General features: G+C 68.6%; 20 protein-coding genes and 2 pseudogenes. 8 read left to right on the top strand and 14 right to left on the bottom strand.

Features of this window, described 5'->3' with window-relative positions; translation table 11 throughout:
* Both C5F48_RS25175 and C5F48_RS12700 read left to right on the top strand, forming a co-directional pair.
* Window positions 1-361, top strand: a pseudogene (locus C5F48_RS25175) (hypothetical protein); the annotation flags it as partial.
* 11 nt (window positions 362-372) lie between these two features.
* Window positions 373-786, top strand: coding sequence for a hypothetical protein (locus C5F48_RS12700; RefSeq protein ID WP_107664281.1), 414 nt, complete (start codon window positions 373-375; stop codon window positions 784-786).
* 58 nt (window positions 787-844) lie between these two features.
* On the opposite strand, the gene C5F48_RS12695 is transcribed toward C5F48_RS12700, so the two are convergent.
* From C5F48_RS12695 to C5F48_RS12680, 4 genes are all read right to left on the bottom strand, one after another.
* Window positions 845-3,241, bottom strand: a complete 2,397-nt coding sequence (locus tag C5F48_RS12695) for a mechanosensitive ion channel domain-containing protein (protein ID WP_107664280.1) — start codon at window positions 3,239-3,241, stop codon at window positions 845-847.
* Window positions 3,242-3,355: 114 nt separating this feature from the next.
* A complete protein-coding gene (proX, locus tag C5F48_RS12690; RefSeq protein WP_107664279.1) occupies window positions 3,356-4,384 on the bottom strand; it encodes a glycine betaine/L-proline ABC transporter substrate-binding protein ProX in 1,029 nt (342 codons plus the stop codon).
* Window positions 4,385-4,455: 71 nt separating this feature from the next.
* Window positions 4,456-5,397: an ABC transporter permease gene (locus C5F48_RS12685; protein WP_107664278.1), complete on the bottom strand. Its 942-nt coding sequence runs from the start codon at window positions 5,395-5,397 to the stop codon at window positions 4,456-4,458.
* Complete coding sequence (locus C5F48_RS12680) at window positions 5,381-6,607, bottom strand: quaternary amine ABC transporter ATP-binding protein (protein WP_107664277.1); 1,227 nt, start codon at window positions 6,605-6,607, stop codon at window positions 5,381-5,383. The genes C5F48_RS12685 and C5F48_RS12680 overlap by 17 nt, the downstream gene beginning before the upstream one ends.
* A 385-nt stretch (window positions 6,608-6,992) precedes the next feature.
* On the opposite strand from C5F48_RS12680, the gene C5F48_RS12675 reads away from it, so the two are divergent.
* Window positions 6,993-8,975, top strand: coding sequence for a S8 family serine peptidase (locus tag C5F48_RS12675; RefSeq protein ID WP_146170592.1), 1,983 nt, complete (start codon window positions 6,993-6,995; stop codon window positions 8,973-8,975).
* A gap of 12 nt (window positions 8,976-8,987) precedes the next feature.
* On the opposite strand, the gene C5F48_RS12670 is transcribed toward C5F48_RS12675, so the two are convergent.
* Window positions 8,988-10,121, bottom strand: coding sequence for a phosphatase PAP2 family protein (locus C5F48_RS12670; protein WP_107664275.1), 1,134 nt, complete (start codon window positions 10,119-10,121; stop codon window positions 8,988-8,990).
* 158 nt (window positions 10,122-10,279) lie between these two features.
* Between C5F48_RS12670 and C5F48_RS12665 the strand changes: the two genes are divergently transcribed.
* Window positions 10,280-11,896, top strand: coding sequence for an AfsR/SARP family transcriptional regulator (locus C5F48_RS12665; RefSeq protein ID WP_146170589.1), 1,617 nt, complete (start codon window positions 10,280-10,282; stop codon window positions 11,894-11,896).
* A 328-nt stretch (window positions 11,897-12,224) separates the two neighbouring features.
* On the opposite strand, the gene C5F48_RS12660 is transcribed toward C5F48_RS12665, so the two are convergent.
* From C5F48_RS12660 to C5F48_RS12620, 9 genes and pseudogenes are all read right to left on the bottom strand, one after another.
* Entirely contained in the window at window positions 12,225-13,646 is a 1,422-nt protein-coding gene (locus C5F48_RS12660) for a mannose-1-phosphate guanylyltransferase/mannose-6-phosphate isomerase (protein WP_107664273.1), read from the bottom strand.
* Window positions 13,647-13,730: 84 nt separating this feature from the next.
* Window positions 13,731-14,696, bottom strand: a complete 966-nt coding sequence (fcl, locus tag C5F48_RS12655) for a GDP-L-fucose synthase (RefSeq protein WP_107664272.1) — start codon at window positions 14,694-14,696, stop codon at window positions 13,731-13,733.
* 3 nt (window positions 14,697-14,699) lie between these two features.
* Window positions 14,700-15,829, bottom strand: a pseudogene (gmd, locus tag C5F48_RS12650) (GDP-mannose 4,6-dehydratase).
* A gap of 738 nt (window positions 15,830-16,567) precedes the next feature.
* Window positions 16,568-18,085, bottom strand: a complete 1,518-nt coding sequence (locus tag C5F48_RS12645) for a tripartite tricarboxylate transporter permease (RefSeq protein ID WP_107664271.1) — start codon at window positions 18,083-18,085, stop codon at window positions 16,568-16,570.
* 1 nt (window position 18,086) lies between these two features.
* Window positions 18,087-18,578, bottom strand: a complete 492-nt coding sequence (locus C5F48_RS12640; protein WP_107664270.1) for a tripartite tricarboxylate transporter TctB family protein — start codon at window positions 18,576-18,578, stop codon at window positions 18,087-18,089.
* The gene (locus C5F48_RS12635; RefSeq protein ID WP_107664269.1) at window positions 18,575-19,519 is read right to left on the bottom strand and encodes a Bug family tripartite tricarboxylate transporter substrate binding protein; all 945 of its coding nucleotides are present in this window, start codon (window positions 19,517-19,519) and stop codon (window positions 18,575-18,577) included. The genes C5F48_RS12640 and C5F48_RS12635 overlap by 4 nt, the downstream gene beginning before the upstream one ends.
* Before the next feature lie 183 nt (window positions 19,520-19,702).
* Window positions 19,703-20,062, bottom strand: coding sequence for a response regulator transcription factor (locus C5F48_RS12630; RefSeq protein WP_107664268.1), 360 nt, complete (start codon window positions 20,060-20,062; stop codon window positions 19,703-19,705).
* Window position 20,063: 1 nt separating this feature from the next.
* The gene (locus tag C5F48_RS12625; protein WP_107664267.1) at window positions 20,064-21,527 is read right to left on the bottom strand and encodes an RAD55 family ATPase; all 1,464 of its coding nucleotides are present in this window, start codon (window positions 21,525-21,527) and stop codon (window positions 20,064-20,066) included.
* Between the two features lie 248 nt (window positions 21,528-21,775).
* The gene (locus C5F48_RS12620) at window positions 21,776-22,075 is read right to left on the bottom strand and encodes a PRC-barrel domain-containing protein (protein ID WP_107664266.1); all 300 of its coding nucleotides are present in this window, start codon (window positions 22,073-22,075) and stop codon (window positions 21,776-21,778) included.
* Window positions 22,076-22,534: 459 nt separating this feature from the next.
* Here C5F48_RS12620 and C5F48_RS12615 point away from each other — a divergent pair, with 459 nt between their 5' ends.
* The 4 genes from C5F48_RS12615 to C5F48_RS12600 all read left to right on the top strand — a co-directional run.
* Window positions 22,535-23,353, top strand: coding sequence for a transporter substrate-binding domain-containing protein (locus C5F48_RS12615; protein WP_107664265.1), 819 nt, complete (start codon window positions 22,535-22,537; stop codon window positions 23,351-23,353).
* Between the two features lie 52 nt (window positions 23,354-23,405).
* A complete protein-coding gene (locus tag C5F48_RS12610) occupies window positions 23,406-24,698 on the top strand; it encodes an NAD(P)/FAD-dependent oxidoreductase (protein WP_107664264.1) in 1,293 nt (430 codons plus the stop codon).
* The gene (locus C5F48_RS12605) at window positions 24,695-25,660 is read left to right on the top strand and encodes an amino acid ABC transporter permease (RefSeq protein WP_107664263.1); all 966 of its coding nucleotides are present in this window, start codon (window positions 24,695-24,697) and stop codon (window positions 25,658-25,660) included. Before C5F48_RS12610 ends, C5F48_RS12605 begins: the two co-directional genes overlap by 4 nt.
* The coding region (locus tag C5F48_RS12600; RefSeq protein ID WP_146170588.1) for an EamA family transporter at window positions 25,650-26,087 on the top strand (438 nt) is incomplete at its 3' end. The genes C5F48_RS12605 and C5F48_RS12600, both read left to right, overlap by 11 nt.

Here is a 26,087-nt window from a genome sequence, read left to right as displayed (position 1 = left end):
GGCGCCTTGGGGAGACTCCAAGGACGAGCCGGTCACGGGCAGGCTCATCGGCACCAAGGTGGTCCGGATGGGGCCTTTCGCCAATGGCGAGAGCTACCCCGTCATGCTCACCGCCGGGGTTGGCACGCATGTCACTGACGACGAGGATCCGGGCGTGTTCGGCGGCATCGGCGTTGGCCTGACACAAAATCTGAGCGTCAGCCTGTCGCACGACGGCGACCAGCTGCACACTGGCTTCGGGCTGCGGACGGATCTGCCCGGCAAGCCCACCTTCTCGGCCACGCTCTCTGATCCCTTCGACGACGAGGATGACCGCCGGATTTCCCTCACGGTCGGCTTCGCGCTGACCGGTCTCTACTGAAAGGATAAGCCATGCTGAACATCGCACAGAACCGCATCGCAGCAGCCGGCCTCGCTTTCCTGCTCGGCCCCGGGGCCGCTCTTGCCGGAACCACCGTCGTCGACCCGGCCAACGATCCCGGCGAAGGCATCGTAGTGCCGGAGACCACCCAGGTGGATGTCACTGCCCTGACCACCGCGATTGCCGAGACCGCACCCTCTCCGCAGCTGGCGCAGGCGATCGCAGCTGCGGCTCCCGGAACGCCCGAAGCACAGGCTGCCGTCGCGACCTATCTCGTGACGCTGGTGCAGTCCGTCGAGGCGAGCGGCCTGCCGCCGATGACAGAGGACCAGCGCGATGCTGCCTCGGCAGTTATCTCCCGCATGCTGGAGCAGATGCCCGGCAACCCGGAGCTGACGAGCCTGCTCGCGGCGCTTTCCGACTGAACAGCCTCACATCCTAACCGACGGAACGCGCGGGGCCCCTTGGGGCCCCGCTCGCCTTTCAGGCCTCCGCCGGCCGGTCCACGCGCAGCGCCTGGGTGCTGCCGTCCTTCGCCTCGCCGAAGTAGATCGTCTGGTGCGGGAACGGGATCTCGATGTTGCGCTCGTCGAAGATGCGCTTGAGGATCTCGTTGTAGGCCCGCCCTGCCCCCCATTGCTTGCCCGGCGCGGTCTTGATCCGGGCGCGCAAGATGATGGCGCTGTCGCCGAAGGCGTTCAGCCCCAGCCATTCCAGGTCGGCCAGCAGGTAGGGCGCGTGCTCCTTGTCGCGGCGCAGCTCGTCGAAGGCGTCGAACATCGCCGCCTTCACCTCGCCGATGTTCTCGCGATAGGCCACGCCCATGTCGCAGAGATAGAACGAGAAATCGCGCATGAAGTTCGACACCATGTCGACCGAGGAGAACGGGATGATGTGGAAGATCCCCTCCACATCGCGCAGGCTGACCGAGCGCACCGTCAGCCGCTCCACCACGCCCGAGGTGCCGGCGACGGTGACGACGTCGCCCACGTTGATCGCGTTCTCGAACTGGATGAAGATGCCGGTGATGATGTCCTGAACCATCTTCTGCGCGCCGAAACCGATCGCGAGGCCCAGCACCCCGGCCGAGGCGAGCAGCGGGCCGATGTTCAGGCCGATCTCGGCCAGGCAGAACATCAGCGTAACCACGATCAGCGCGATGGTCGCCGCGTTGCGCAGGAGCGACAGCAGCGTCTGCTCACGCGAGGTGGCGACATGGCCGAAGGCTGGGTTCAGCCGGTAGTCGATCCAGGAGGTCAGCGCGATCCAGATCGCGAAGGCGACGCCAAGGATCGCCGCCACCGCGATCAGCGTGCCAAGGAGGTTGCGGCCCAGCTGGCTTTGCAGCCAACTGCCGACATCGACGATGCCGATCGTGTGCAGAGCGAAGAGCACCACCGTCACGGCGATCATCAGCCTGAGCACCAGCAGCACCTGCGGCACGAAGCGGTTCAGCCGGCGCTCCAGCAGCGGCAGCCGGGCGCTGGTCGAGGCCGGCAGCCGCACGCCGCGGGCGATGGCCCGGGCCAGCGCGCCCGACAGCATGAAGCCGACGATGAATACCGCGGCGATGCGCAGCGAGGCGAAGATCGGCCCCATCGCGTCGCCGCCCGGGCTGACCAGCGACAGCATCAAGAGCACCGCCAGATAGGCCAGCGCCACCCAGTGCCAGGCCTGCGCCATCGCCACCAGCGCCGGCGAGCGGCGGGCGACATGCTTGCGCTCCTCCCATTGCGGGGCGGCCTCTACTGCGACAGGCTCCGCCTCGGGCGGGGCCGGCGGCTCGGCCGTGCCGGCGGCGATGTCGGCGGCGAGGTTTGGGTCGATCTCCTGCGCGGTGCTGGCAACAGGCGCTTCGGCTTCCTCGGTCACCGGCAGGGTCGGCGCGACCGGCTGGGTCTCGTGCAGCAGCCAGTCGGCGACCGGCTTGCGGTTCAACAGCACCAGCGCAGCGAGGAACAGCACGCCGATGATCGAGATCAGCGCCGAGACGCCGCGGCCGGCGGCCTCGGAAGCGGCCTCGTCGACGATCGGCACGATCAGCAGTTGGCCGTAGCCCAGGAGCGCGATGCTGAAGCTCGCAGCCGCCGAGATGTAACGCGCCGCCCTGTCGTCCAGCGCGACGATGCGCAGGTCGCGGGTCGAGGGCGAGAGCACGAAGCGCATCGCGGTGCGCAACAGCTCGACCGCGAGGAAGGCGTTGAGATAGAGCGTTTGGCGGATGCCGATCTGCCCGGAATTGCCGATCACCGCGATGGCGACCACATAGCCGATGGCCCAGGCGCCGATGACGATCAGGATGTCGATCGCCAGGGCGCCGATATAGAGCAGAACCCGCCCGGTCAGTGTCGCGGCGCGGGCTCGGTCGCCCATGCGGCGATAGGTGGGAATGGCGAAGCGACGCAGGATCAGGAAGATCGTTGCGGTCGAGACGATCAGCAGCAGAAGCTCGGTCAGCGCCCCGCCCAGCATGCCGAGGTCGAGCCCCGCCAGATCGTCGAACAGCGCCGGCGCGGCCTTCAGCGCCTGCCAGAAGGCCTGCACGTTCTCGGCGGCGGATTCGGCGATGCCTTGGGTGAACAGCGCGGCGCTGCGGCCGAAAGAGAGGAGCTCGGTCGAGGGCGGTGGCGGTTCGACCTCTTGGGCGACGCCGGTGGCGGCGCGTTCCAGTTCCGCGATCAGCGCGGCCCGCGCGCTATCGTCGCGCAGAAGGTCCAGCAGCGAGGCGGCGGCCGAGGGCTCGGTCTCTGCCGGCGCGGCGCTCTGGCCCCCGAGGCCGGGGATCTGGGCCTGCGCCGGAGCGGCGAGCCCCAGCGGGGCAAGCAGGACCAGGAGGCAAAGCAACAGCGGGGCCGCGAAGGCTCGGAATAGACTGGGCATGGATGTGTAAAGAGTGCTCCGCTCGCCGCTGCCAAGTCTTCCGGTAAAGAAAAACCGCCGCGCGGCCGGTCTTTGGGTTGGAAGGCCGGGCGCGCGCCCGGCCTCCCCGTTTCATCACTGCGCCGCGGCGCGCGCGGCGTCCAGCCAGCCGTCCACCTCGGTGCGGTGCTCGGCGATCCAGGCCTTGGCCTGCGCCTCGATGTCGGCGTCGCCGGCGTTCATCGCGGCGTTCTGCGCGAAGATGTCGGCCAGCGGCACCTCGACCTCGGTCAGCAGGCTGCGGACAGCCGGGTTGGCCTCGAGGAAGTCGCTGTTGGCGACCGGCACAATGTCATTGGCCGGGAAGCCCAGCTTGCAGGGATCGTTGACGCAGCCGGTGACGCCCTCGCGGGTGGCGGCGTCGGCCAGCTCCATCATGTCGCCCGGCAGGTCGACCTCGGGCACCTCGATCCAGACGACATCCTCGCCCGGCACCAGCTCGTTCACGGTCCAGTTCGGCGTCCAGGTGTAGAACAGGATCGGCTCGCCCGACCCGTAGGCCGCGACCGCATCGGCCATCGAGGCCGAGTAGCCCGCCTTGATCGGGTTGATGTGGTCACGCAGCTCGTAGGCGTCGAGATGATGCTCGATGTTGATCTCGCAGCCCCAGCCCGGCGGGCAGGCGACCATGTCGGCCTTGCCGTCGCCATCGCGGTCGAAGGCCTCCTGCACCTCCTCGCGCTTGAAGTCGTCGAGCGAGGTGATGTTGAACTTCTCGGCCGAGGCCTTGTCGACGAGGTAGCCCTCCAGCGCGCCGCCCTTGGCGACGGCGCCGACGGTTTCGGCCCCGGACTCGAAGGCCTCGCGGTAGGTGTCATGCAGCGGGAACCAGCCATCAACCCAGAGCGTCACGTCGCCGTAGGCCACGGACTGGTAGAAGGCCGGGTTGTCGAGCGTCATGGTGTCGCCCAGCGAATAGCCGAGCTCTTCAAGCAGCTGCTTGTAGATCTCGGTGTGGAACCAGCCGGTGTCCCAGGTGGGCTGGGCCATCACGACCGACACGCCCTCGCCGGGCGCGTCCTGGGCAAGCGCGACGGGCGCGGTGGCGGTGGCCAGCAGGGCGATAACGCCGGCGGAGGTAAGCGATTTCGTGAGACGGAACATGCGTTGCGGTCTCCTTCCGTTTTGCTTTCAGAGAGGAGGGCCAGCCGGATGCCGGCCCTGCGAAGGGCGGTTCAGCCCGCCTTCTTGATTTGGGCGCCGGAGCCGGAGCCGCCGGAACCCTGGAACCGGAGCAGCCCCAGCAGGCTGCGGCCAAGCGAGACCCGCCCGACCTTCGCCTTCTCGGCCAGCCCCTGGGTGATGCGGTCGAGCACGATGGCGAGGATCACGATCCCCACCCCGCCCGCCGTGGCACCTCCGACATCGAGCCGGCCAAGCCCGGTGTTCACCACCAGCCCGAGCCCGCCCGCGCCGATCAGCGCGGTGATGACCACCATGGACAGGGCAAGCATCAGCGTCTGGTTCAGACCTGCCATGATGGTGCGCAGCGCCAGCGGGATCTGCACGTCCCACAGCATCTGCCAGCCGGTCGACCCGAAGGCATGCGCCGCCTCGATCAGGTCGCTGCGCACGTTGCGGATGCCGAGATTGGTCAGCCGCACGATCGGCGGCAGGGCGAAGATGATGGTGGCGATGATGCCCGGCGCCATGCCGACGCCGAACAGCATCACGATCGGCACCAGATAGACGAAGGACGGGATCGTCTGCATGATGTCGAGCACCGGCCGCATGACCTTCCACATCCGGTCGCTGCGCGCCGAGAGGATCCCGAGCGGGATGCCGATGACGGCGCAGAAGATCACCGAGGTCAGGATCATTGCCAGCGTGGTCATCGTCTCGGGCCAGAGCCCGATCATGTCGATGAAGGCGAATCCCACCAGCGTGAAGATCGCCATGCCCGACCCGACCACCCGCCAGGCCACCGCGGCAAAAGCGGCGGTGGTCAGCAGCATCGGCACGAAGAGCAGGAAGGCGTTCAGGTTGTTCAGCACCAGCGTGACCGGCACCTGAGCGGCGCGGAAGGCGGGGCGGAAGTTCGGCACCAGCCAGCCGCGCACGAAGGCGTTCACCCAGTCGTCGAACGGCAGGGTGGCAAGATCAGCGGGGCTGAGCATCGGTCGCCTCCGTGGTTGGGGCCTGGGTCTCGGTCGACAGCTGCGCCAGTACGTCGCGCGGCTGCACCACGCCGACCAGCCGCTTGCGACCGTCGGTCACCGCGATCGGCAGGCCCGATCCGGCGTCGGTATAAAGCGTGTGCAGCGGCGCATTGCCGTCCGTCGTGGCGAAATCGGTGATCAGCGCCTGGCGCAGCGTGCCGGGCCGCCCCATGGCGTCCGGGCTCTGCGCGGTCAGGTCCTTGTAGGTGACCAGCCCGACCAGCCGCTCGCCGTCGACCACATGCAGCGCATGGCTGTCGGCATCCTCCATCAGCCGCCGCGCCTGATCCGGCGTGTCGCTGTGGAGCTGCACCGCGGTCGGCGGACCCGAGATGTCTTCGGCGGTGAACACCCTACCCCGGTCGATGTCGGCGACGAAGGCCGCGACATAGTCATCGGCCGGCGCGGTGACGATCTCCTGCGCCGTGCCGGTCTGCACCAGCTGGCCATCCTTCATGATCGCGATCCGGTCGCCCAGCAGCAGCGCCTCGTTCAGATCATGGGTGATGAAGACGATGGTCTTCTTCAGCGTCTTCTGCAGGATCAACAGCTCCTCCTGCATCTGCCGGCGGATCAGCGGGTCCAGCGCGCCGAAGGGTTCGTCCATCAGCAGGATCTGCGGCCCGGTGGCCAGCCCGCGGGCGAGGCCAACGCGCTGCTGCATCCCGCCCGAAAGGTCCGACGGCAGGCTGTCGGCCCAGGGCGCAAGCCCGACCTGCTCCAGCGTCTCCATCGCCCGCGCGCGCCGCTCAGCGGCGCCCATGCCCTTCACCTTCAGCCCGTAGGCGACATTGCCGACCACGGTCCAGTGCGGGAACAGCGCGAAGTGCTGGAAGATCATCGCCACCTTCTCGCGGCGGATGCGGCGCAGGGTCTGCGGCGAGCAGGAGGCGATATCCTCGCCGTCGATCAGGATCTCGCCCGAGCTCGGCGGGATCAGCCCGTTCAGCATGCGCACCAGCGTCGACTTGCCGGAGCCGGACAGCCCCATCACCACGAAGATCTCGCCCTCGCCGACCTCGAAGCTGGCGTCCTGCACCCCGACGGTCGCGCCGCTCGCCTCGAGAATGGCCGCCTTGCTCTCGCCCTGCCGCAGGCGCTCCAGCGCCGCGGCAGGAGTGTCACCGAAAATCTTGTAGACGTTTCTGACGGATAGTTTCGCCTGCATGAGCCTCCTCAAAGCGCCGCTGACTGCCCGTCCTGCTATGAGGTCGGGCAGGCCGCGACGCGAGCCACCTTTGGCCAGACTCCCGCTGGCGCGGTCCATCCCGGACCGTGCGAGCGCCTCTGGCCTTGATCTATGATGCCCGCCTTATAGCCGGGATGGCCCAGAAGTTCAACCGCCGGACGGATTTGCCCGGTTTTGCCGGCTCCCGGTCCCGGATCCGGGGCCTCCGACGCCGCTTCAGCGCCGGATCCGGACCAGACCTCCGGTCTCCCCCGTGAGTCCCTTTCTGGCCGTCAAATCACAGTCAAACCCGCCCGCGCCGCAGCCGGAGGCATTGACGGCTGCCTGTCCCGGTGGCGATCCTGAGGAAAATGGGAGGGACGCCGTGCAGACCGATGACGCAGCGCAGGGTTCCGACGGGGCCCCGGACCCGCAGGAGGGCTTCGGCCCTAACGCGTATATCGACTGGGCCGAGAGGCTGAACGGCGCGGGCGAGAGAGCCTCGGCTTGTGGTTCCGGCAGGATGCAGGCGCGGGGCGTGGCGGCGGGGGCGGAGGCCCCGCTGTGGGAGCCGGTCTTCGTGCGGGCCCGCGAGGCCGGGATGGAGCCCGACACCTTCTTCGACGCCGCCCGCCGCGCGGAGGAGTACTCCTTCGACCCCTTCGACCTCGAATACAACGTCGCGCTTCGGCAGAGGGACCAGCCTGTGGAGGCCTTCCTCTACCGCCGCGCCGGGCCGCGCCCGGGGGCGCAGGCCTTCGAGGCGATGTTCGAGGTGCTGACGGTCGGCGTGCCGGTCACCCGGACCGCCGACACCCGACCCGCGCCGGGGCTGCGGCAGCAGCCCTGCAACCCGCGCCAGGCGATCGGCATCATTGATGACGGCATCGCCATCCTGCACCCGCGCTTCCGCCGGGCCTGCGGCGGCAGCCGGTTCCGCGCCGCCTGGTTCCAGACCCTCACCGGCTCGGACGAGATCCTCTTCGCCCGCGACGTGGACCACGAGCTGGCCCAGCTCGCCACCCGATCGGAGCAGGAGCTCTACGCCGCGCGGGCGGCGCGGATCTATGCCCCCGGGACGCGGCACGCGATGACCCGCGCCGGAAGCCATGGCACGCTGATGCTGGACCTCGCGGCGGGGGCGGACCCGCGGTCGGAGCCCGAGATGGCGGCGGCGCCGATCTATGCGGTGCAACTGCCGCCGCAGGCTTTCGACGACACCTCGGGGCGGATGCTGCAACCCTATGTGGTGCAAGGCTTCCGCTGGCTGATCTACCATTCGCTGGTGCTCGACCGCTGCGAGCGGCTGGTGGTGAACCTCAGCCTCGGCGTTGTCGCCGGGCCGAAGGACGGCACCTCTTTCATGGAGCGGCAGCTGCGGCGCGAGATGGACCGGGTGCGCAGCCTCGGCTGTGACCGCCGGGTGGATCTGGTGCTGGCCTATGGCAACGCCCGCGAAGACCGGCTGGTGGCGCGCCAGCCGCTGGGGCCCGGCGAGCAGGCGGAGCTCGGGGTGCTGATCCAGCCGGACGACCTGACGCCGAGCTATCTCGAGGTGCGGCTCACGCGCGGGTCGGCGACCTCCGACCTCGGCCAGCTCGGGGTGACGCTGACCGCCCCGGACGGGCAGAGCTTCGGCGGCTGCCTGCCGCCCGGCCCGCCCGCGCTGCTGCCGGGCCGGAACGGGCGCGCGATGGCGGCGCTATATCACCGGCCCGCGGAGACCCCGGCGGAGGGTCCAGCCCGGCGCGCGGTGAAGACGGTGGCCTTCGCCCCGACAGTCCGGGTGTTCGACGGCGACCCGCTCTGCCAGAGCGGCCGCTGGATCCTCGGCCTCGAGAACCTCTCGGCTGCTTCGATGGATGTGGTGGTGCAGGTGCAGCGCGACGACTCGCCCTTCCCGCGCCGCACCGGCGCGCGGCAGGCCCGGCTGGACGCGGAAAGCGCGCATGGCTGGCAACCCAGTTCACGGTGCTTCACCGCGCTTACGCCGGAGGGGCCGCTGACCCATGCCGGCACCAACTCGGCCTGGGGCACCGTTCCGCCGCCGCGGGTCCATGCGATCGGAGGGGCGCTGATGCGGCCCGGCAGGGTTTCGGCGGCGGAGTACAGCGCCGAGGGGGCCGACTGGTCGGGGCTGGGTCCCCGGGCCGGCGCGGTCAGCGAGACGACGCGGTCGCCCTCGGGCGTGCTCGGCGCCGGAACCTTCGCCGCGGGCACCCTGCGGCTCAGCGGCACCAGCGCCGCGGCGGCCACCTACACTCGGCATATGCTGCAAGCGCTGCCGGTGACCCATGACGCGGGCGATCCGAGCCGGCTCGGAACGCGGACCGTCACCGACAACCCCGCGATCCGCCGCCGGCCCTGACGCCGGGCCGGTTCAGCCCGGCGCGGCGGTCGGCCCCGGAGCCGGAGCCGGTGCGGGCGCAGAAGCGGTCATGCAGGTCACGGCCTCCGCCCAGACCGCCTTCAGCAGCGCGTCCCGCTGGTGAGGCGCTTCGGCAAAGGCGACCGGGATCGCCGCGGACAGCCCCAGCAGGTCTTCCAGCGTGTCGAGCGTCAGGTCGCCATTGCCTGCCGTAAGCCCCTTCGGCTCCTCCAGCACATAGGCGGAGGTCGCCTCGGCCCCGCTGAGGTAATTCACCAGCGCCTCGCCGATCGCGGTGCCGAGCACCGCCCCCGCCACGCTGTCGAAGGGATAATGCACCCCGGCCACCACCCGGTTGTCGGCGATCCGCATCGCCACCCGCTTCAGCACATGGGCGGGCGAAGCGCAGGGCCCGCTCGCCACCTGCATCGAGAAAGTCCCGGGCGCATCGACCTGCCGGTGCAACAGCCCGGCCAGCACCGTCGCCAGCGCGAAGGCCTCGGTGGCGTGGCCGGAGGGCCAGCTGCCATGGCCGGGGGTCTCGATCACCGGCATGGTCCGGGTGCAGAAATGCGCCGGCCGAGGCACGTCGAAATGGTACTTCAGCGGGAATTCGACATAGCCGCAGAGCCGCACCACGGCCTCCATAAGCTCGAAGATCCAGGCCGAGCGTCCCGACTCCAGCCCCAGCACCGAGGCGAAGAACGACGTGATGTCCTCCTGCTGCACCATGATCTCGTCGAGCCGGTCGTCGCGCAGGTCGGCGAAGGCATTCATCGCCTGCAGCTGGCCGGCGAAGAAATCGTCGCCCGGCCGTTTCAGCACCACCAGATCGGTCTGCCCGTCCTTCCGCAGCAGATCGGCGCAGACCAGCTTGTTCGCCTCGGGGCGGAAGCGGTGGAACAGCCGGTCGTCGATGACCACCTCGCGCGGGATCTTCGCCAGCCGCTTCAGCCGCGACAGTTCGCTGGCGGCGGGCGGGCGGCGCAGCAGGTCCGGCCGGCCCTCCCAATAGGGCAGGATGCCCTCGCGCGTCGTCAGCAGCGCGGCGGCGAGCGATCCGTCGGCCTCGCCTCCCTCGCGCCCCGCCCGCCCTGCCCGGCCGGCCCGCCCCGCACGCCCTGCCCGTCCCGCACGTCCCGCCATCTCCAACTCCCCGGATGATCCCTCGCTTCAACTCGCCACCGCGCGGTGCGCCTGTCAACGCGCGCGCCGGGGCGCGGCGGGTTGGCCCAACGAATTAACGATAAATTTGCGAAACAGCCTTTCCCGGTCTATGCTGCAGCGCGGTGATGGGGATGACGATGACGGGGAAATTCCGCATGGTGTATTTCGGGTCGTTCTCGCTGCTGTCACCCGACGGCGGCAACCTCACGCCCCGCAGTAATAAAGCCAAGGGACTGCTGGCGCTGCTGGGCGATGCGACCGACATGCGCCGCGGACGGCGCTGGCTGGAATCGCAGCTCTGGAGCGACCGCGCCCCGGCCCAGGCCAGCGGCAGCCTGCGACAGGCGCTGATCGAGATCCGCACAGCGCTCGGCGAACATGCCGACCTCTTGGGGTCGAACCGGCTGGAGGTATGGCTGGAGGCCGGGCGGATCGAGACCGACCTCGAGCCCGGCACCGCGTTCCGGCAAACCCACCGCGAGCCGCTGGAAAGCCTCGACGTGCGCGACGAGGCTTTCGAGGACTGGATGCGCGCCTTCCGCGCCCGCTTCGAGACGGAGGCGGAGCCGCGGCCGCCAGTGGCGGCCCCGACGCCGCTGCCGAAGTCCAGCTATTCGATCCGCGCGGTGATGACCGATTGCGGCACCAGCGCCGAGCGGATCACCGGCCACATCATCGCCGACCAGGTTGCCCGCAACCTCGAGGAGCAGCTGACGACCCGACGCTTCGCCAATCTCGGCCGCGACCCGAAGCAGGCGCTGCCGGACCTCGAAATCCGCTGCGAGGTGGCCGATGACGGGGCGCGCGGCGTGGTCTTCCTGCGCATCGAGCATGCCCGCGACGGCCGTGTGCTGTTCTCGCAGCACCGCACCCTGACCGGCAGCGCCACCGAGGCGATCTCGCAGGGCGTCATCGTCGGCCTCGCCCATTCCGCGGCGCTGCGCATCCTGCACCGCGTGCCGGCGGTGGGCGACCTGTCGCGCCCCGAGATAGCCGCCGCCGGTTTCGGCAGCCTCGGGCTGCGCAACCTCGCCCGCTTCGATCCGGCGGGGCTCGATGGGGCGCAGGGCATGTTCGCCCATGCCTACGAGCGCGATGCCAACGGCATCTACCTCGCCTGGCGCGCCTTCGCCCGGATGGCGCAGTTGGTCGAGGGCGGCGGCGGCGATGCGCGACCCTGCCTCGAGGAAGTGCAGAAGCTTGGCGGCGACGCGCTGCAGCAGTCGGCGGACAACGGCTTCGCCGTCTCGCTGGTGGCGCTGACGCGGATCATGCTGGAGGATGACCTCTCGGCCCCGGCGGCGCTGGCGGAGCGGGCGATCCTGTTGAACAGCAACAACCTCTTCGCGCGGCAGACGCTGGCGGTGGCGCATAGCGCGGTGGGCGACACCGAGACCGCCTACCAGCTGTCGCTCTCCTGCCGCCAGTCCGAGACCGACGACGACCTCGGCCATCTGTGGGATCTCTACCACGCGCTGGTCTGCATCAGCTCCGGCCGGCTGGACGAGGCGCGGGTGGCGGCGACGCGGGCCTCGCGCGCCGCGCCGCGCTTCGTGGCTCCCCGGCGGCAGCTGGTGGCGCTCTGCGCCCATGCCGGCGACATGGCGGCGGCCCGCAGCCATCTGGCCGAGCTGCAGCGGCTGGAGCAGGACTTCTCGCTGGACCGCTACCTGCAGGACCCGGCCTATCCCGTCCTCACCCTGCGCCGCGCCGGGCTGATCGACACCCTGCCGCGGGGCGATTTCGGCGACTGAGGCGGCTGACTGAGCACGGCGAAGGCGGCAGCATGGAGCGGAAGGCCCATAACTGACGCCAATCCCCGATCACCCAAGATGGCTGGCCATGAGCTTGCGGAGGAGATTCAATCATGCCGAGGCAGGGCCAGCAGCATCAATCCCTGCTCGTCCAGCCGAGCTGCCATGTTTTGCGGCTGGGCATCCGATCTTCATCCAACACCACATGCCGATGCAGACTCGCCAATGATCGAGACCTTCGACCTGAACCACAGACTTTCCCCACGCGGACCCGAGGGGCCCTGAGAGAGCCGGCGGCGCATGCGTCCGCCGGCTCCCAGCGTTGTCTTCAGTTCCGGGCGTAGACATCCTCGTAACGCAGGATGTCGTCCTCTCCGAGATAGCTGCCGGTCTGCACCTCGATCAGCACCATCGGCAGCTTGCCGGGGTTTTCCATCCGGTGCTTGGCGCCGAGCGGGATGTAGACCGACTGGTTCTCGGTCACCAGCTTCACCTCCTCGTCCACCGTCACCCGCGCGGTGCCTTGCACCACGATCCAGTGTTCCGAGCGGTGGTGGTGGCTCTGCAGGGACAACGCGGCACCGGGATGCACCACGATGCGCTTCACCTGGAAGCGCTCGCCGATCACCAGGCTCTCGAACCAGCCCCATGGCCGGTGGTCGCGCGGGAAGGTCTCGGCCTGCGGCGCGCCCTCGGCCTTCAGCGCGGCGACGGCGGCCTTCACCTCCTGGGTGCGCGACTTGTGCGCGATCAGCACCGCGTCGGGCATGGCCACGGCGACGATGTCGTCGAGCCCGATGCCCACCACCCGCTGGCCGCCAGCCTCGGAGCGCAGGAGCGTGTTCGTGCAGTCGATGGCCAGCGTCGGCCCGGACAGCGCCACGCCGGTATCATCGGCGGTCTCGCGCCACACCGAGGCCCAGTCGCCGAGATCTGACCAGCGGCCGGAATAGGGCACCACCGAGAGGTTGTCGGCCTTCTCCATCACCGCGTAATCGATCGAGATCGGCTGCACCCTGGCCCAAGGGCCGGCGTCGAGCCGGGTGAAGCCCAGATCGCGCTTGGCCCCGTCGAGCGCCGCCTGCACCGGGGCGATCAGATCCGGCGCATGGGCGCGGAAGGCCTCGAGGATGCTCGAGACCTTGAAGAGGAAGATCCCGGCGTTCCAGAGATAGCGGCCCTCGGCCAGCATGGCGGCGGCGCGGGCGGCATCGGGCTTCTCGACGAAGGCGCGCAGCGGCGCCGGGGAGGGCGCGGCACCGGCCGACGGCACGGCGTCGAGCTCGAGATAGCCATAGCCGGTCTCGGCCCGGTCGGGGGCGATGCCGAAGGTCACGAGCCGGCCGGCCTCGGCGGCGGGCAGCGCCGCGGCGACGGTGGCGCGGAAGGCCGCCGCATCGGGGATGACATGGTCGGAGGGCGCGACCAGCATCATCGCCTCCGGATCGGTCGCCGCCAGATGCAGCGCCGCGGCGAGGATGGCGGGGGCGGTATCGCGGCCCTTGGGCTCGATCAGCACGTCGCTGCTGGCGCAGCCCGCCGCGCCGAGCTGTTCGGAGACGATGAAGCGGAACTCCTCGCCGGTGATGACGAGGGGGGCGGCGAACTCCGGCCCCTCGAGCCGGAGCGCCGAGGCCTGGAACAGGCTCTGCGCCCCCATCAGCGCCGAGAATTGCTTGGGATAGCTCTTGCGCGACAGCGGCCAGAGCCGCGTGCCGGAGCCGCCGCAGAGGAGAACGGGAGTGATCATCGGTCGGTTACCTTGAATGGAGCTGCGGACAGGAAACACCGCCGGTCGGTCGGGACAAGCTGGCCGACCGGCGGAGGGAGTGCTTCACGAGGCGCGCAGGGCCCCTGCCCCGGCGAGCTGGTCGAGATACCAGCGATAGGTTCCGGCGATGCCCTGCTCCAGCGGGGTGGAGGCGCGCCAGCCGAGCCGGGCCAGTCGGCCGACATCCATCAGCTTGCGCATCGTGCCGTCGGGCTTGGTCGCATCGAAGGCCAGCCGGCCCTGGAAGCCGGTGACGCGGGCGACGATCTGCGCCAGTTCGGCGATCGACACGTCGCTGCCGGTGCCGACGTTGATGTGGCTGAGCATCGGCTTCGTCTCGGCCTCGTAGGTGGCCGCGTCGAGATCCATGACGAAGAGGCTCGCCTCGGCCATGTCGTCGACATGCAGGAACTCGCGCCGCGGCTGGCCCGAACCCCAGATCACCACCTCTTCCGCCCCGGCCTGCGTGGCCTCGTGGAAGCGGCGGATCAGCGCCGGCAGCACATGGCTGTTTTCCGGGTGGAAGTTGTCGCCCGGGCCGTAGAGGTTCGTCGGCATCACCGAACGGTAGTTGCGGCCATGCTGGCGGTTGAAGCTCTCGCAGAGCTTGATGCCGGCGATTTTGGCCACGGCATAGGGCTCGTTGGTGGATTCGAGCACGCCGGTCAGCAGCGCATCCTCCGACATCGGCTGGGCGGCCTCGCGGGGATAGATGCAGGAGGAGCCGAGGAACAGGAGATCCTGCACCCCGGCGGCATGGGCCTGACCGATGACATTGGTCTGGATCAGCAGGTTGTCGTAGATGAAATCGGCGGGGTATGTGTTGTTGGCATGGATGCCGCCGACCTTCGCCGCGGCGAGGATCACCGCATCGGGCCTCTCCTCGGCCATGAAGCCGCGCACCGCCGCCTGATCGGTCAGATCGAGTTCGGCATGGGTCCGCGTCACCACCTCGTCGCCGCGCGCCTGCAACCGGCGCAGGATCGCGCCTCCCACCATGCCGCGATGGCCGGCCAGATAGATCTTCATGCCTCAGCCCTCCAGCGAAACCGGCAGGTTCAGCCCGTGCGAGGTGAGCAGCGCGTGGCGGCGGGCGGAGCGCAGATCCTCGGCCACCATCTCGGCGCACATCTCGCGGGCGGTGATCACCGGCTCCCAGCCGAGCCGGGCCTTGGCCTTGGCCGGATTGCCCAGCAGAGTCTCGACCTCGGCCGGGCGGAAGTAGCGCGGGTCGATGCGCATCACCACCTGCCCCGGGCTGACCTGCGGCGCGAGATCGCCGGTCACCGTCTCGACCACCGCCACCTCTTCCGTGCCGGTCCCCTCGAAACGCAGGGTGATGCCGAGATCGGCCGCCGCCCAGGAGATGAACTCGCGCACCGAGTATTGCACGCCGGTGGCGATGACGAAATCGTCGGGCTCGTCCTGCTGCAGCATCATCCACTGCATGCGGACATAGTCCTTGGCATGGCCCCAGTCGCGCAGGGAGTCGATGTTGCCCATGTAGAGGCAGGGCTCCAGCCCCAGCGCGATATTGGCGAGGCCGCGGGTGATCTTGCGGGTGACGAAGGTCTCGCCGCGGCGCGGGCTCTCGTGGTTGAACAGGATGCCGTTGCTGGCATGCATGCCATAGGCTTCGCGGTAGTTAACCGTGATCCAGTAGGCATACATCTTGGCCACGGCATAGGGCGAGCGCGGGTGGAAGGGCGTCGTCTCGGTCTGCGGCACTTCCTGCACAAGGCCGTAGAGCTCGGAGGTGGAGGCCTGGTAGAAGCGGGTCTTTCCTCCAGCTTCAGGAAGCGGATCGCCTCCAGCAGCCGCAGCGCCCCCATCGCATCGACATCGGCGGTATATTCCGGAGCTTCGAAGCTGACGGCGACATGGCTCTGCGCCCCGAGATTGTAGACCTCGTCCGGCTGCACCTCGGACAGGATCCGCGTTAGGTTGGAGCTGTCGGTCAGGTCGCCGTAATGCAGCTTGAAGCGGTTGTGATCGGTATGGGGATCCTCATAGATGTGATCGACCCGGGCGGTGTTGAACAGCGAGGCACGGCGCTTGATGCCATGCACCTCGTAGCCCTTTTCCAGAAGGAATTCGGCCAGATAGGAGCCGTCCTGACCGGTGATGCCGGTGATGCCGGTGATGAGTGCTTTGCGGGTCAAACGGAACTCTCCATGAAGAAAACGGCCGCGGCGGGTTTCCGCGGGGGAACGCTATAGGCAGAGCAACGAGAAAGGCAACCAGAAGGTGAGAGCGCCTGCGCCATGTCGTTCCCGGTGTTTCCTTTTTCCGTCACTCGCGCACACCGTGTAACGTCTGCTGTCGTCTGTCCCTCCGCGGGCCGCAATATCTGCTTGTTTCAGAAGCCATCTGACCGAAATCGCGACCAGATGCATCTCGCGGTCGCTGGCCGCTTGGTTGCAGACAAACCTGTAATTGCCCGTGCCGTTGCGCCGGACGATGCAACATAGGCTTCTCCATCACCAAGCGGAGCCGCCGCAGCTTGGCCTTCAGGGGTAGCAGGCCGCCAAGGACGGGATCTCGACGGGCCGAGGGCGGTCCAGGCCGGCTTCGGCATGTGCGTAGGGCGCGCAACTCGAGGGTCTGCCGCAGCATCAGCCGGGTCAACTCCTACGCGTCGGGCCGGTTGCCCGAGATCGCTGAAGTCGCTCGATGCGGACCGGTTCATCCGCAGCAGCGCGAACTTGGCCATCCGGCCGGAAGCGGGGGCACCGGTCGCAGAGATAGATTCGAGCTGATCGACAGCATCATCCCCCGCATTTCAAGCTCACTGTGCCGTCGGGCGCAGGCGACGATGGGAAAACAGGTTGCTTTCGCGACCATGGCCTCGAACCGCCGTCAGCCGCAAAGGGGACCGGCTTGCGCCGCCCCCGGCAGTGTCAGTCCTCATCCCCCGCCATCTGCGCCAGCACGCCGCCCTTGCCGCGCATCCGCATGATCAGCGGGACGATCAGCGCCACCGCCGAGAGCGCGAGCAAGCTCGCCGCCACCGGCGAGTCGACCAGCGTGGTCAGGTCGCCCTGCGAGATCGCAAGCGCCCGGCGCAGCTGCTGCTCGGCCATCGGGCCGAGGATCAGCCCGACCACGATCGGCGCGATGGGATAGCCGAACAGCCGCATCAGATAGCCGAGGATGCCGAAGATCAGCAGCATGCCCAACTCCACCGGCGAGGGGTTCACCCCGATGGTCCCGAGCGTGGCGAAGAGCAGGATGCCGGCGTAGAGCCAGGGCCGAGGGATGGTCAGCAGCCTGACCCAGAGGCCGATCAGCGGCAGGTTCAGCACCAGCAGCATCATGTTGGCGATGAGCAGGCTGGCGATCAGGCCCCAGACCAGCTGCGGATTGGTCGCGAAGAGCAGCGGCCCCGGCTGCAGGCCGAACTGCTGGAAACCCGCCAGCATGATGGCGGCGGTCGCCGTGGTCGGCAGGCCCAGCGTCAGCAGCGGCACCAGCGTGCCGGCCGCCGAGGCGTTGTTGGCGGCCTCCGGCCCGGCGACGCCCTCGATGGCGCCGTGGCCGAACTCCTCGGGATGTTTCGACGCCCGCTTCTCCGCCGCATAGGAAAGGAAGCTGGCGATGTCGGCGCCCCCGGCCGGCATGGCGCCGATGGGAAAGCCGATGGCCGTGCCGCGCAGCCAGCTCTTCCACGACCGGCCCCAGTCGGAACGGGTCATCCAGACCGAGCCCTTCACCGCGATGGCCTTGTCCTGCAGGCTGGCGCCCTGCCCCGCCACGAACAGCGCCTCGCCGATGGCGAACATCGCCACGGCCAGCGTCGTCACCTCGATGCCGTCAAGCAGCTGCGGCACGCCGAAGGAGAGCCGCGCCTGCCCGGTCAGCTGGTCGATGCCGATCACCGCCAGCGCGAGGCCGAGGAACAGCGAGGTGAGGCCGCGCAGCGCGCTGTCGCCGAAGGCGGAGGAGACGGTGACGAAGGCCAGCACCATCAGGGCGAAATACTCGCGCGGGCCGAAGACCAGCGCCAGCTTCACCACATGCGGCGCGAGGAAGGCCAGGGCCAGCGTCGCCAGGAGGCCCGCCACGAAGGAGCCGATGGCGGCGGTGGCGAGGGCGGGCCCGCCGCGCCCAGCCCGGGCCATCTTGTTGCCCTCCAGCGCCGTGACGATGGAGGCGCTTTCCCCGGGCGTGTTCAACAGGATCGAGGTGGTGGAGCCGCCATACATCCCGCCGTAGTAGATGCCGGCGAACATGATCAGCGAGCCGGCCGGGTCGAGCCCGTAGGTGACCGGCAGCAGCAGGGCCACCGTCAGCGCCGGGCCGATGCCGGGCAGCACCCCGACCGCCGTGCCGAGCGTGACGCCGATCAGCGCGTAGAACAGGATCATCGGGTCGAGCGCCGTGGCCAGCCCCTGCAGCAGGAAGTCGAAGGTACTCATCTCAGCCCCCGTAGAGCAGGGTTTCCGGCAGGCCCGCCGGCAGGTTCAGCTCCAGCACGCGGTCGAAGACCCCGTAGACCGCGAGGCTGAACGCGAGGCCCACCGGCAGCGAGATCCAGAGCTGCCGCTTGCCGAAGCCGCGGGCGGTGCAGGCGAAGAGGATGCCGGTCGCGATGGAGAAGCCGGCCATCGGCAGCAGGACCAGCTGGGCCGCGAGGCCGCCGATGATCCAGAGCAGCGGCGGCACCTGCTGGCGCGGCCGCTCGGGGAAGGCGCCGCGGAAGGCGGCGACAACCGTCCAGCCGGCCAGCGCCACGAGGCACCAGCCGACCAGCTTGGGCACGTCGGCCGGGCCGACGCCGGCATAGCCGCCCAGTTGCGGCAGGCGATTGCCTTCCCAGACCAGCAGCGCGCCGAGAGCGGCAAGACCGGCCGCGATCACGAACGCCGCCCCGTCGGGGCGGCGCGGCTTTTCCGGGAAGTGCAGGCTCATTTCACCAGCCCGATCTCCCGCAGGATGCCCTCGGTGGCTTCCTTGTCCTTGGCCAGCTGCGCCTCGAACTCGTCGCCGGCGAGATAGGTGTTGGCCCAGCCCTTGGTCTCCAGCGCGGTCTTCCACCCTTCGGAGGCGTTCAGCTTCTCGATGTCGGCGGCGACAGCGCTCACCTGCTCGTCGGTTAGGCCCGGCGCGGCGGCGACCATGCGCCAGTTCTGTAGCACCACGTCATAGCCGGATTCGGTAAGGGTCGGGGCGTCGACGCCCTCGATCCGCTCCTCGGCGCTGACGGCGAGCAGGCGCATGGTGCCGGCCTGGACCTGCGGCAGGAACTCCCCGAGGCTGGAAACGCCGGCGGTCACTTGGTTGCCGAGGATCGCGGCCAAGGCCTCGCCGCCGCCGGAATAGGCGATGTAGTTGATCTTGGTCGGATCGACCCCGGCCGCCTTGGCCAAGAGGCCCACGGCGATGTGGTCGGCGCCGCCGGCCGAGCCGCCCGCCCAGGACACTGCGCCCGGATCGGCCTTCAGCGCCTCCACCAACTCGGTGATGGTCTGGATCGGCGAGGCCGCCGGCACGACGATGGCCTCGTATTCGCCGGTCAGCCGCGCGATGGGCGTCACGTCGTCGAGGCTGACGGGCGAGTTGTTGGTCAGGATCGCGCCGACCATCACGTAACCGCCGACGATCAGCTGGCTCGGGTCGCCCGACGCCGAGGAGGCGAATTGCGCGAGCCCGACGGTGCCGCCGGCGCCAGGTACGTTCTGGACCTGCACGTTGTCCGAGATGCCCTCGGCCTGCAGGACTTCCTGCATCGTGCGCGCGGTCTGGTCCCAGCCGCCGCCGGGAGCGGCCGGCGCGATGATGGTGTAATCGGCGGCCAGCGCCGGAAGCGCCAGCGCTCCCGCGAAGATGCCGGACAGAATCATGGTTTTCATTGAAATTCCTCCCTTCGGCGTGCGGCGCGCCGGTCCTTGCAATGGCGGATGCGCCGACGGTCCGCAGCCGCCCGTTGTAGCATCACGCCCCGGTGAACCTCTCACCAACGCGGGTCTCTGGGAAGGACTTTGTTTGGGCTCCCGGCGCCCCGGCGGCCGCGGTCCGGACCGGACGACAGGCCGCTAAAGGGCGGCGAGCAGCCGCCGCACCACATCCAGCAAGCCCGCGTCGCCATAGGGCTTGCCGAGATAGGCGTCATATTGCGGCGGCGGGTCCTTGGGCACCTGCCGCTCGGGGATCGAGGTCGCCAGCACGATCGGCGTCCGCACGCCGTGGTCGCGCAGCTGGCGGATCATCTCCAGCCCGTTCATCCGCGGCATCATGTAGTCGGTCACGATAAGGTCGGGCCCGGAAGCCAGCGCCTCGGCCAGCCCCGCCTCGCCGTTCGCGGCGACGAGCACGGCGAAACCTTCGTCCTCGAGGATCATCCTGCTGCCAAAGGCGATGACAAATTCGTCCTCGACAAGGAGTATCGTTGCCATCCTATGCGCTCTCGCCGCCGTCCGCAGCGTCCGGACGGAGGTTCTGGCTCTCGGCGCCGCCGAAGAGCACGCCTTCCCCGGTGATATGGAAGACCTCCGGATAGGCGTCGAATTCGCTGTCGCGGATCTTCAGCACCAGGAGCTCGCGGTTCATGATCCTCGGCCGCCGCCCGGGTTCGCTGTCCTCGCGCGGCCGCAGGTAATGGGCGAGAATGACGTTCTCGATCATGCTGGACATTTCCTCGGTCATGATCTGGTCCGGCATGAACAGGCTGGGCAGCTCGAAGGAGTAGAGCACGGTCGTGCCACTCGCCCGCAAAGTATTGTTGATGGCGCCGATGAAGAGCGGCATGCGATCGGGATAGAGGAAGGCATGGCGCAGCGCGCCGATGCCGTCGAAGAAGACCCGCTTGACGTTCCGCCGCTCGACCGCCCGCAGCAGCTGGCGGCCCAGCTCATCGGGTAGGGTTTCGGCCGGCGACTGCCAGATGATCTCCAGCGCGCCGGAGGCGAGCAGCCCGTCGATGTCAATGCCTATGCTTCGCGCCTTGCTCCTGAGCCGCGCCGGCGTCTCGTAGAAGCCGAAGAGCAGCCCCGGCTCCTCCGGCGTCGCCTGCGACAGGAATTGCAGGCCGATCGTGGTCTTGCCCGTGCCGGAGGGACCGGCAACGACGGTCGATGACCCGCTGGGGTAGCCGCCGCCGATCATCCGGTCGAAGCCGGCGATCCCGGAGCTGACCCGCAGATCCGTCTCGTGTCCCGCGGGCTCTCGGCTCAACGCCGCCTCGAGCCGCGGGAAGATGCAGATGCCGTTATCGGTGATGCGGAAATGGTGCCGACCGCGCAGATGCTTGCCGCCGCGCTGCTTCTTCAGGATCAGGCTGCGCACCGATCGGGCGCCGCGCATCTCGTCCAGAAGCTCGATCCAGCCGTCGACCATGGTGTGTTCCGGCGACCCCGGCGGGCGGTCCTGGTTGGTCAGGATCAGCAGCGTGCATTGCGTAAGCGCCGCCGCGCCTTGCAGATCGTGGATGAAGGACCTGAATTCCCTGTCATCCTCGGCGCTGTCTTGAGCCACGAACAGGCCGTCGAGGACCAGCAGGCTCGCCTTGTGCTGCCGCATCTCGCGGTGGATCATCCGCAACAGGCCGTCGAGCCTCTCCTCCACCAGGGTGGAATAGGCGCTCATGTAATAGATGGAGCGGGGCACGGCCTCGCTGTCGAAGAAGCCCATCGTGCTCATGTGGTCGAGCATCCGGTCATGCGACTCGGCCAGAAGCGAGACATAGAGCGTCTTGCGCCCGTCGCGGGCCAGGTTGAAGCAGAGCTGGTTGGCGAGCACGGTTTTGCCGGCCCCGGGCGGCCCCTGCAGGATATAGGCGCAGCCGGGCACCAGCCCACCGCCAAGCACGGCGTCGAACCCGTCGATACCGGTCGCGATGCGATCCTGCGCGCCTGTGCTCATGTCCACCTAACCTTGCCGTCCAGTCTCGTCTCCGGGACATAATACATGGACTCTCGCGTCCCTCGTGTAAACCGCGCCGGCGGTTGCCGGTCCGTTCCCGCTATCGGCCGCGCCTTGGGGCGCCGGCATGAGAGGAATCTCCGGGAGATGAAGACGACCGCAAGCCCGCGGCTGCCCTCGCGGGGCGGCCGGTTCTCCTGTTTCCGCTGCCTGCGATCCCGCGTCTGCCGGCGCGGAACGGCGCCGGATTAGCCGTGGCGATGCTCCGGCAGGGCTTTCAGCTCGTCCTTGGTCGAGGATGACAGCCCGTGCACCACCCCGGCCTCGTCGCGCATGAAGTTGAGCTGCGCGACCGGCAGGGCCACCGGCTTCGCGCCGATCCCGAGGAAGCCGCCGATATCGACCACGACCTGCGCGCCCGGCCCCGCGCCATGCAGATGCGAGACCGAGCCGATGGTGTTGTCCTCGGTGTCATAGATCTTGGCGCCGGCGAGCGTCTCGCCGTTGAGTTCGGCCGCGCTGAGCGGCGTATGCGCTGAATGGTCCATCTTGTCCTCCTTGAGCCGCCACCGAGGCGGCGCAGGGTCAACAACGACCGGCCACATCCGTTCCGCCCCGGATCGCGCCCGGCGACACCCGGGGCTGTGACGGCACCATGAGCTATTCGGTATCGCAGGCGGTGAGGCGGGTCAGATATCTGGCTGCGGCCCAGCAGGATCATTCCAAGGGCGCATCATGTCAGTCATATCCAGCGCGACCCTTCCTGACTTGGATACTCTATGGACGAGACGGCGGATCTCCGGCCGGCTTCCGGCGCGATTGTCGGCTGACCGCCGAAAGGGTCGCGGAGGTACGAAATTCTGCTTCAGCTTCGCGCGGAATGACCGTTCGCACGGGGCAACGAAGACGCGCCCGCCATTCTGCTGACAGGTCGGGGCAGGCGCGCACCGGGTGGAAAGACCGTCAGACAACTCGACGCCGAAGAGGCGCCGAACAGGGAGAAAGAAATGAGAAAGATCCTTGCGGGGCTCGCAGCCCTTGGCCTGAGCACGACGGTAGCCATGGCAGGCGAGACCCTTGACCGGGTCGTGGCAGCCAAGGAAATGGTCGTCGCGACCAACGCCGGCTGGCCACCCCAGTCCTTCCTCGACGACAGCAACCAGATGGCGGGCTTCGACGTCGATGTGGCGCGCGAGATCGCCACCAGACTGGGGGTGGAGCTGCGCTTCGAGACGCCCGATTGGGCCACCCTGACCGGCGGTCGCTGGCAGGGTCGCTACGACCTCGGCGTGGGATCGGTGACGCCGACCAAGGCCCGGGCTGCGGTCATCGACTTCGTGGGCATCTACTACTACAGCCCCTACGTCTACGTCGTGCATCAGGACAGCGCGGCGCAGGGCGTGGATGACCTCGCCGGCAAGAAGATCGGTGTCGAAACCGCCACGACATCGGAGGACTTCGTCAACCGTCGGCTGGAGATCGACGCCCCCGGCCTGCCGCCCATCGAGTACAAGCTGGAACCCGGCGAGATCCTGACCTACGCCGATTCCATGCTGCCCTTCGACGATCTGCGTCTGGGCGATGGCGTCCGGGTCGACGCCCTGGTCGCGCCGGAGCAGACCGCCTTGAACGCGATCAAGAACGGTTACCCGCTCCGGATACTGGAGGGCGAGTTCGCCTTCCGCGAACCCCTGGTGGTGATCGCCGAGAAGGCAGATCCCGAATGGACCGCCAAGGTCGGCGAGATCATCTCCGAGATGAAGGCCGATGGCACTTTGGCCCGCTTTGCCACCAAGTGGTACGGCAAGGATTACAGCGCTGAGTGATCCTTGAAGGCCGCCCGCCCCGGCGCGGGCGGCCCTTCGGGACGGGGGACATATGGACTATCCAGACAGCTACTATCGCCAGACCTTGGCCGAGACGAAGATGCGGCCGGCGCTGCAGGGTCGGCACGATTGCGACACGTTGATCATCGGCGCCGGGCTTGCAGGGCTGACGACCGCGCTTGAACTGGCAAGGGCCGGGGTCAAGGTCGCCGTGATCGAGGCGCATCGGGTCGGCTATGGCGCCTCGGGGCGAAACGGCGGCTTTGTCGGGCCGGGATATGCCGCCGGTGACGATCAGATCACCCGTCTGGCAGGCGGCGAGGGCGCCAAGAACCTGTTCCGGCTGTCCGTCGAGGGCATGGACTACGTTCGCAGCACCATTTCCACCCTTGGAATGCCGGGCGTTGCTCCGCGTCAGGGCATCCTGTCGGTCAGACGCCATGACGGCGGTGAAAGCCTGCAGGCCCGCGCCGAGGCCATGCAGCGCGACTTCGGCTACCGGCTGGAGTATCTCGACACGCCGGAGCTTCGCACGATCCTCTGCTCCCGCCGATACTTCCAGGCTTTGCGCGACCCCAACGCGTTTCACATCCACCCGCTCAATTACCTGCGCGGGCTGGCGACGGCGATCGAGGCTCTGGGCGGGACGATCTTCGAACAGTCGCCTGCCACCGAGGCTCATCTCGCCGGCGCGGAGAAGCGCGTGACGACTCCTCGGGGAGAAGTCCGCTCGGCGCACGTGGTACTCGCCACCGGCGGCTACACCGATGGGCTGGTGCCGCGCCTGCGTCGGGCGATGCTGCCGATCGCGACTTACGTTATGCTCAGCGAGCCGGCCCCCGACCGGCTTTCCGCCGTGATCCGCACGGCGGAGGCGGTCGGCGACAACCGGCGGGCGGGAGACTACTACCGGCTGGTCGATGGCGGCACGCGACTGCTCTGGGGCGGCAGGATCGCCACGCGGGCTGCGGATGTTCGAGGCATATCCCGGCAGTTGCGCCGCGAAATGGTCACGGTCTACCCGGAGCTGCAGAGCTTGCGGACCGAGACCGCCTGGTCGGGGCTGATGTCCTACGCGCGCCACCTGATGCCGCAGGTCGGACGGATGGGCCCCGGGGTCTGGCATGCGACCGCCTTCGGCGGCCATGGGCTGAACACCACCGCCATCGCCGGCAAGCTGGTCGCAGAGGACATCCTGGGCCAGTCCGACCGCATCCTCGCCTTCGCGCCCTTCGGCCTCGCCTGGGCTGGCGGCGCCGTCGGCCGGCTCGCGGCGCAACTGACCTACTGGAAGCTGCAGACCGAGGACTGGTGGCGCGAACGCCAGACGGAGGACGCGCGATGATCCGTTATCTTTTGCAGGATACCGCGAGGCTGCAGCGCATCACGCTGGCGCTCGGGGCATCGCTGCTCTGCACGGTGTTCTTTCTGCTCAACCAGAACCCGGCAGCTTGGGCCGTGCTGCCCGGCCTTGCTCCCTGGGCCGAGGCTGCCCCTACCCTGATGCGTCTGGCCACTGCGGCGGTTCTGACCGCTCTTGTCATGCTCAACATCCGGCTTCTGGGCTTCCTGTCCCGCGGGGCCCAGATCCTCGGCGTCTGGCTCGAGCTCTTCGCGCTTCTGATGCTGTTCTTCTGGTCCTTCGACCTGTCCTTCAGCTTCATCGCCAAGAAGATCGGCTTTCTGGTCAGTCAGGGCGTGGTGACGACGCTCTACATCTCGGCCCTGTCGATCGTGATCGCGACGGTGATCGCGCTGATCGGCGCCGTCGCCAAGATGTCGAAGAACGGGGTGATCTACGGGCTGGCCAGCTTCTACACCTCGCTGTTCCGCGGCCTTCCGCTGCTCATGCAGATCTACATCATCTATCTCGGGCTGCCGCAGGTCGGCTATGTTGTCGGGGCGATTCCGGCGGGGATCCTGGCGCTGTCGCTCTGCTATGGCGCCTACATGACCGAGATCTTCCGCGCCGGCATCGAGAGCATCGCGCGTGGCCAGACCGAGGGCGCCAAGGCGCTCGCCCTGTCGCCGGCGCAATCCATGGTGCTGGTGATCCTGCCCCAGGCGATGCGGATCATCATTCCGCCGACGGGCAACCAGTTCATCGCCATGCTGAAGGACAGCTCGCTGGTCTCTGTCGTGGGGGTATGGGAGCTGATGTATCTGGCGCGCACCCAGGGCCAGACGGAGTTCCGTCACATCGAGATGCTGATCACAGCATCGATGATCTACTGGCTGCTCTCGGTCGGGCTGGAGCTGGCGCAGGCCCGCATCGAAAAGCGGTTCGGGCGTTCCAATGCGCGGTGACACCCGCGCTATCCTGCTGGCGGCCGGAGCCTTCGCCGTATTCTCGCTGACCGATGCGCTGGTGAAATGGCTGTCGCGTGACTTGCCGGTGGCGCAGGTCGGCCTGATGGTCACGGGCATCGCGCTCGGTCTCGTGCTGGTGGCTGCGCGGGGCGGGCTGCGCCCGCGCCAGCCCGGGCTCGCCCTGCTGCGCGGCGCCCTGCTGGCCGCCGACACGCTGCTGATCTTCTACGCCTTTTCCCGTCTGGATCTGACCGAAGCCTATGCTCTCGCCTTCACCGCGCCGCTTCTGGTGGCGCTGGTATCCACGGTGTTCCTGCAGGAACGGCTGCGGCAGAGGGGCTGGCTTGGCGTAGGGCTGGGTTTTCTGGGTGTGCTTGTCGTGCTGCAACCGCAGACGCAGCAGCTGAACGCCGGCCACCTGGCT

The sequence above is a fragment of the Cereibacter changlensis JA139 genome (genome assembly GCF_003034985.1).
Lineage (GTDB): Bacteria > Pseudomonadota > Alphaproteobacteria > Rhodobacterales > Rhodobacteraceae > Cereibacter > Cereibacter changlensis.
Note: the sequence above shows the minus strand (reverse complement) of the source record. Positions and strands in the feature narration are given on the sequence as shown.

Bases quoted from the DNA above. Each gene is read 5' to 3' on its own strand.
- C5F48_RS12700 (WP_107664281.1), top strand. From the start codon at position 373: ATGCTGAACATCGCACAGAACCGCATCGCAGCAGCCGGCCTCGCTTTC.
- C5F48_RS12695 (WP_107664280.1), bottom strand. From the start codon at position 3,241: ATGCCCAGTCTATTCCGAGCCTTCGCGGCCCCGCTGTTGCTTTGCCTC.
- proX (WP_107664279.1), bottom strand. From the start codon at position 4,384: ATGTTCCGTCTCACGAAATCGCTTACCTCCGCCGGCGTTATCGCCCTG.
- C5F48_RS12685 (WP_107664278.1), bottom strand. From the start codon at position 5,397: ATGCTCAGCCCCGCTGATCTTGCCACCCTGCCGTTCGACGACTGGGTG.
- C5F48_RS12680 (WP_107664277.1), bottom strand. From the start codon at position 6,607: ATGCAGGCGAAACTATCCGTCAGAAACGTCTACAAGATTTTCGGTGAC.
- C5F48_RS12670 (WP_107664275.1), bottom strand. From the start codon at position 10,121: ATGGCGGGACGTGCGGGACGGGCAGGGCGTGCGGGGCGGGCCGGCCGG.
- C5F48_RS12665 (WP_146170589.1), top strand. From the start codon at position 10,280: ATGACGGGGAAATTCCGCATGGTGTATTTCGGGTCGTTCTCGCTGCTG.
- C5F48_RS12660 (WP_107664273.1), bottom strand. From the start codon at position 13,646: ATGATCACTCCCGTTCTCCTCTGCGGCGGCTCCGGCACGCGGCTCTGG.
- fcl (WP_107664272.1), bottom strand. From the start codon at position 14,696: ATGAAGATCTATCTGGCCGGCCATCGCGGCATGGTGGGAGGCGCGATC.
- C5F48_RS12645 (WP_107664271.1), bottom strand. From the start codon at position 18,085: ATGAGTACCTTCGACTTCCTGCTGCAGGGGCTGGCCACGGCGCTCGAC.
- C5F48_RS12640 (WP_107664270.1), bottom strand. From the start codon at position 18,578: ATGAGCCTGCACTTCCCGGAAAAGCCGCGCCGCCCCGACGGGGCGGCG.
- C5F48_RS12635 (WP_107664269.1), bottom strand. From the start codon at position 19,519: ATGAAAACCATGATTCTGTCCGGCATCTTCGCGGGAGCGCTGGCGCTT.
- C5F48_RS12630 (WP_107664268.1), bottom strand. From the start codon at position 20,062: ATGGCAACGATACTCCTTGTCGAGGACGAATTTGTCATCGCCTTTGGC.
- C5F48_RS12625 (WP_107664267.1), bottom strand. From the start codon at position 21,527: ATGAGCACAGGCGCGCAGGATCGCATCGCGACCGGTATCGACGGGTTC.
- C5F48_RS12620 (WP_107664266.1), bottom strand. From the start codon at position 22,075: ATGGACCATTCAGCGCATACGCCGCTCAGCGCGGCCGAACTCAACGGC.
- C5F48_RS12615 (WP_107664265.1), top strand. From the start codon at position 22,535: ATGAGAAAGATCCTTGCGGGGCTCGCAGCCCTTGGCCTGAGCACGACG.
- C5F48_RS12610 (WP_107664264.1), top strand. From the start codon at position 23,406: ATGGACTATCCAGACAGCTACTATCGCCAGACCTTGGCCGAGACGAAG.
- C5F48_RS12605 (WP_107664263.1), top strand. From the start codon at position 24,695: ATGATCCGTTATCTTTTGCAGGATACCGCGAGGCTGCAGCGCATCACG.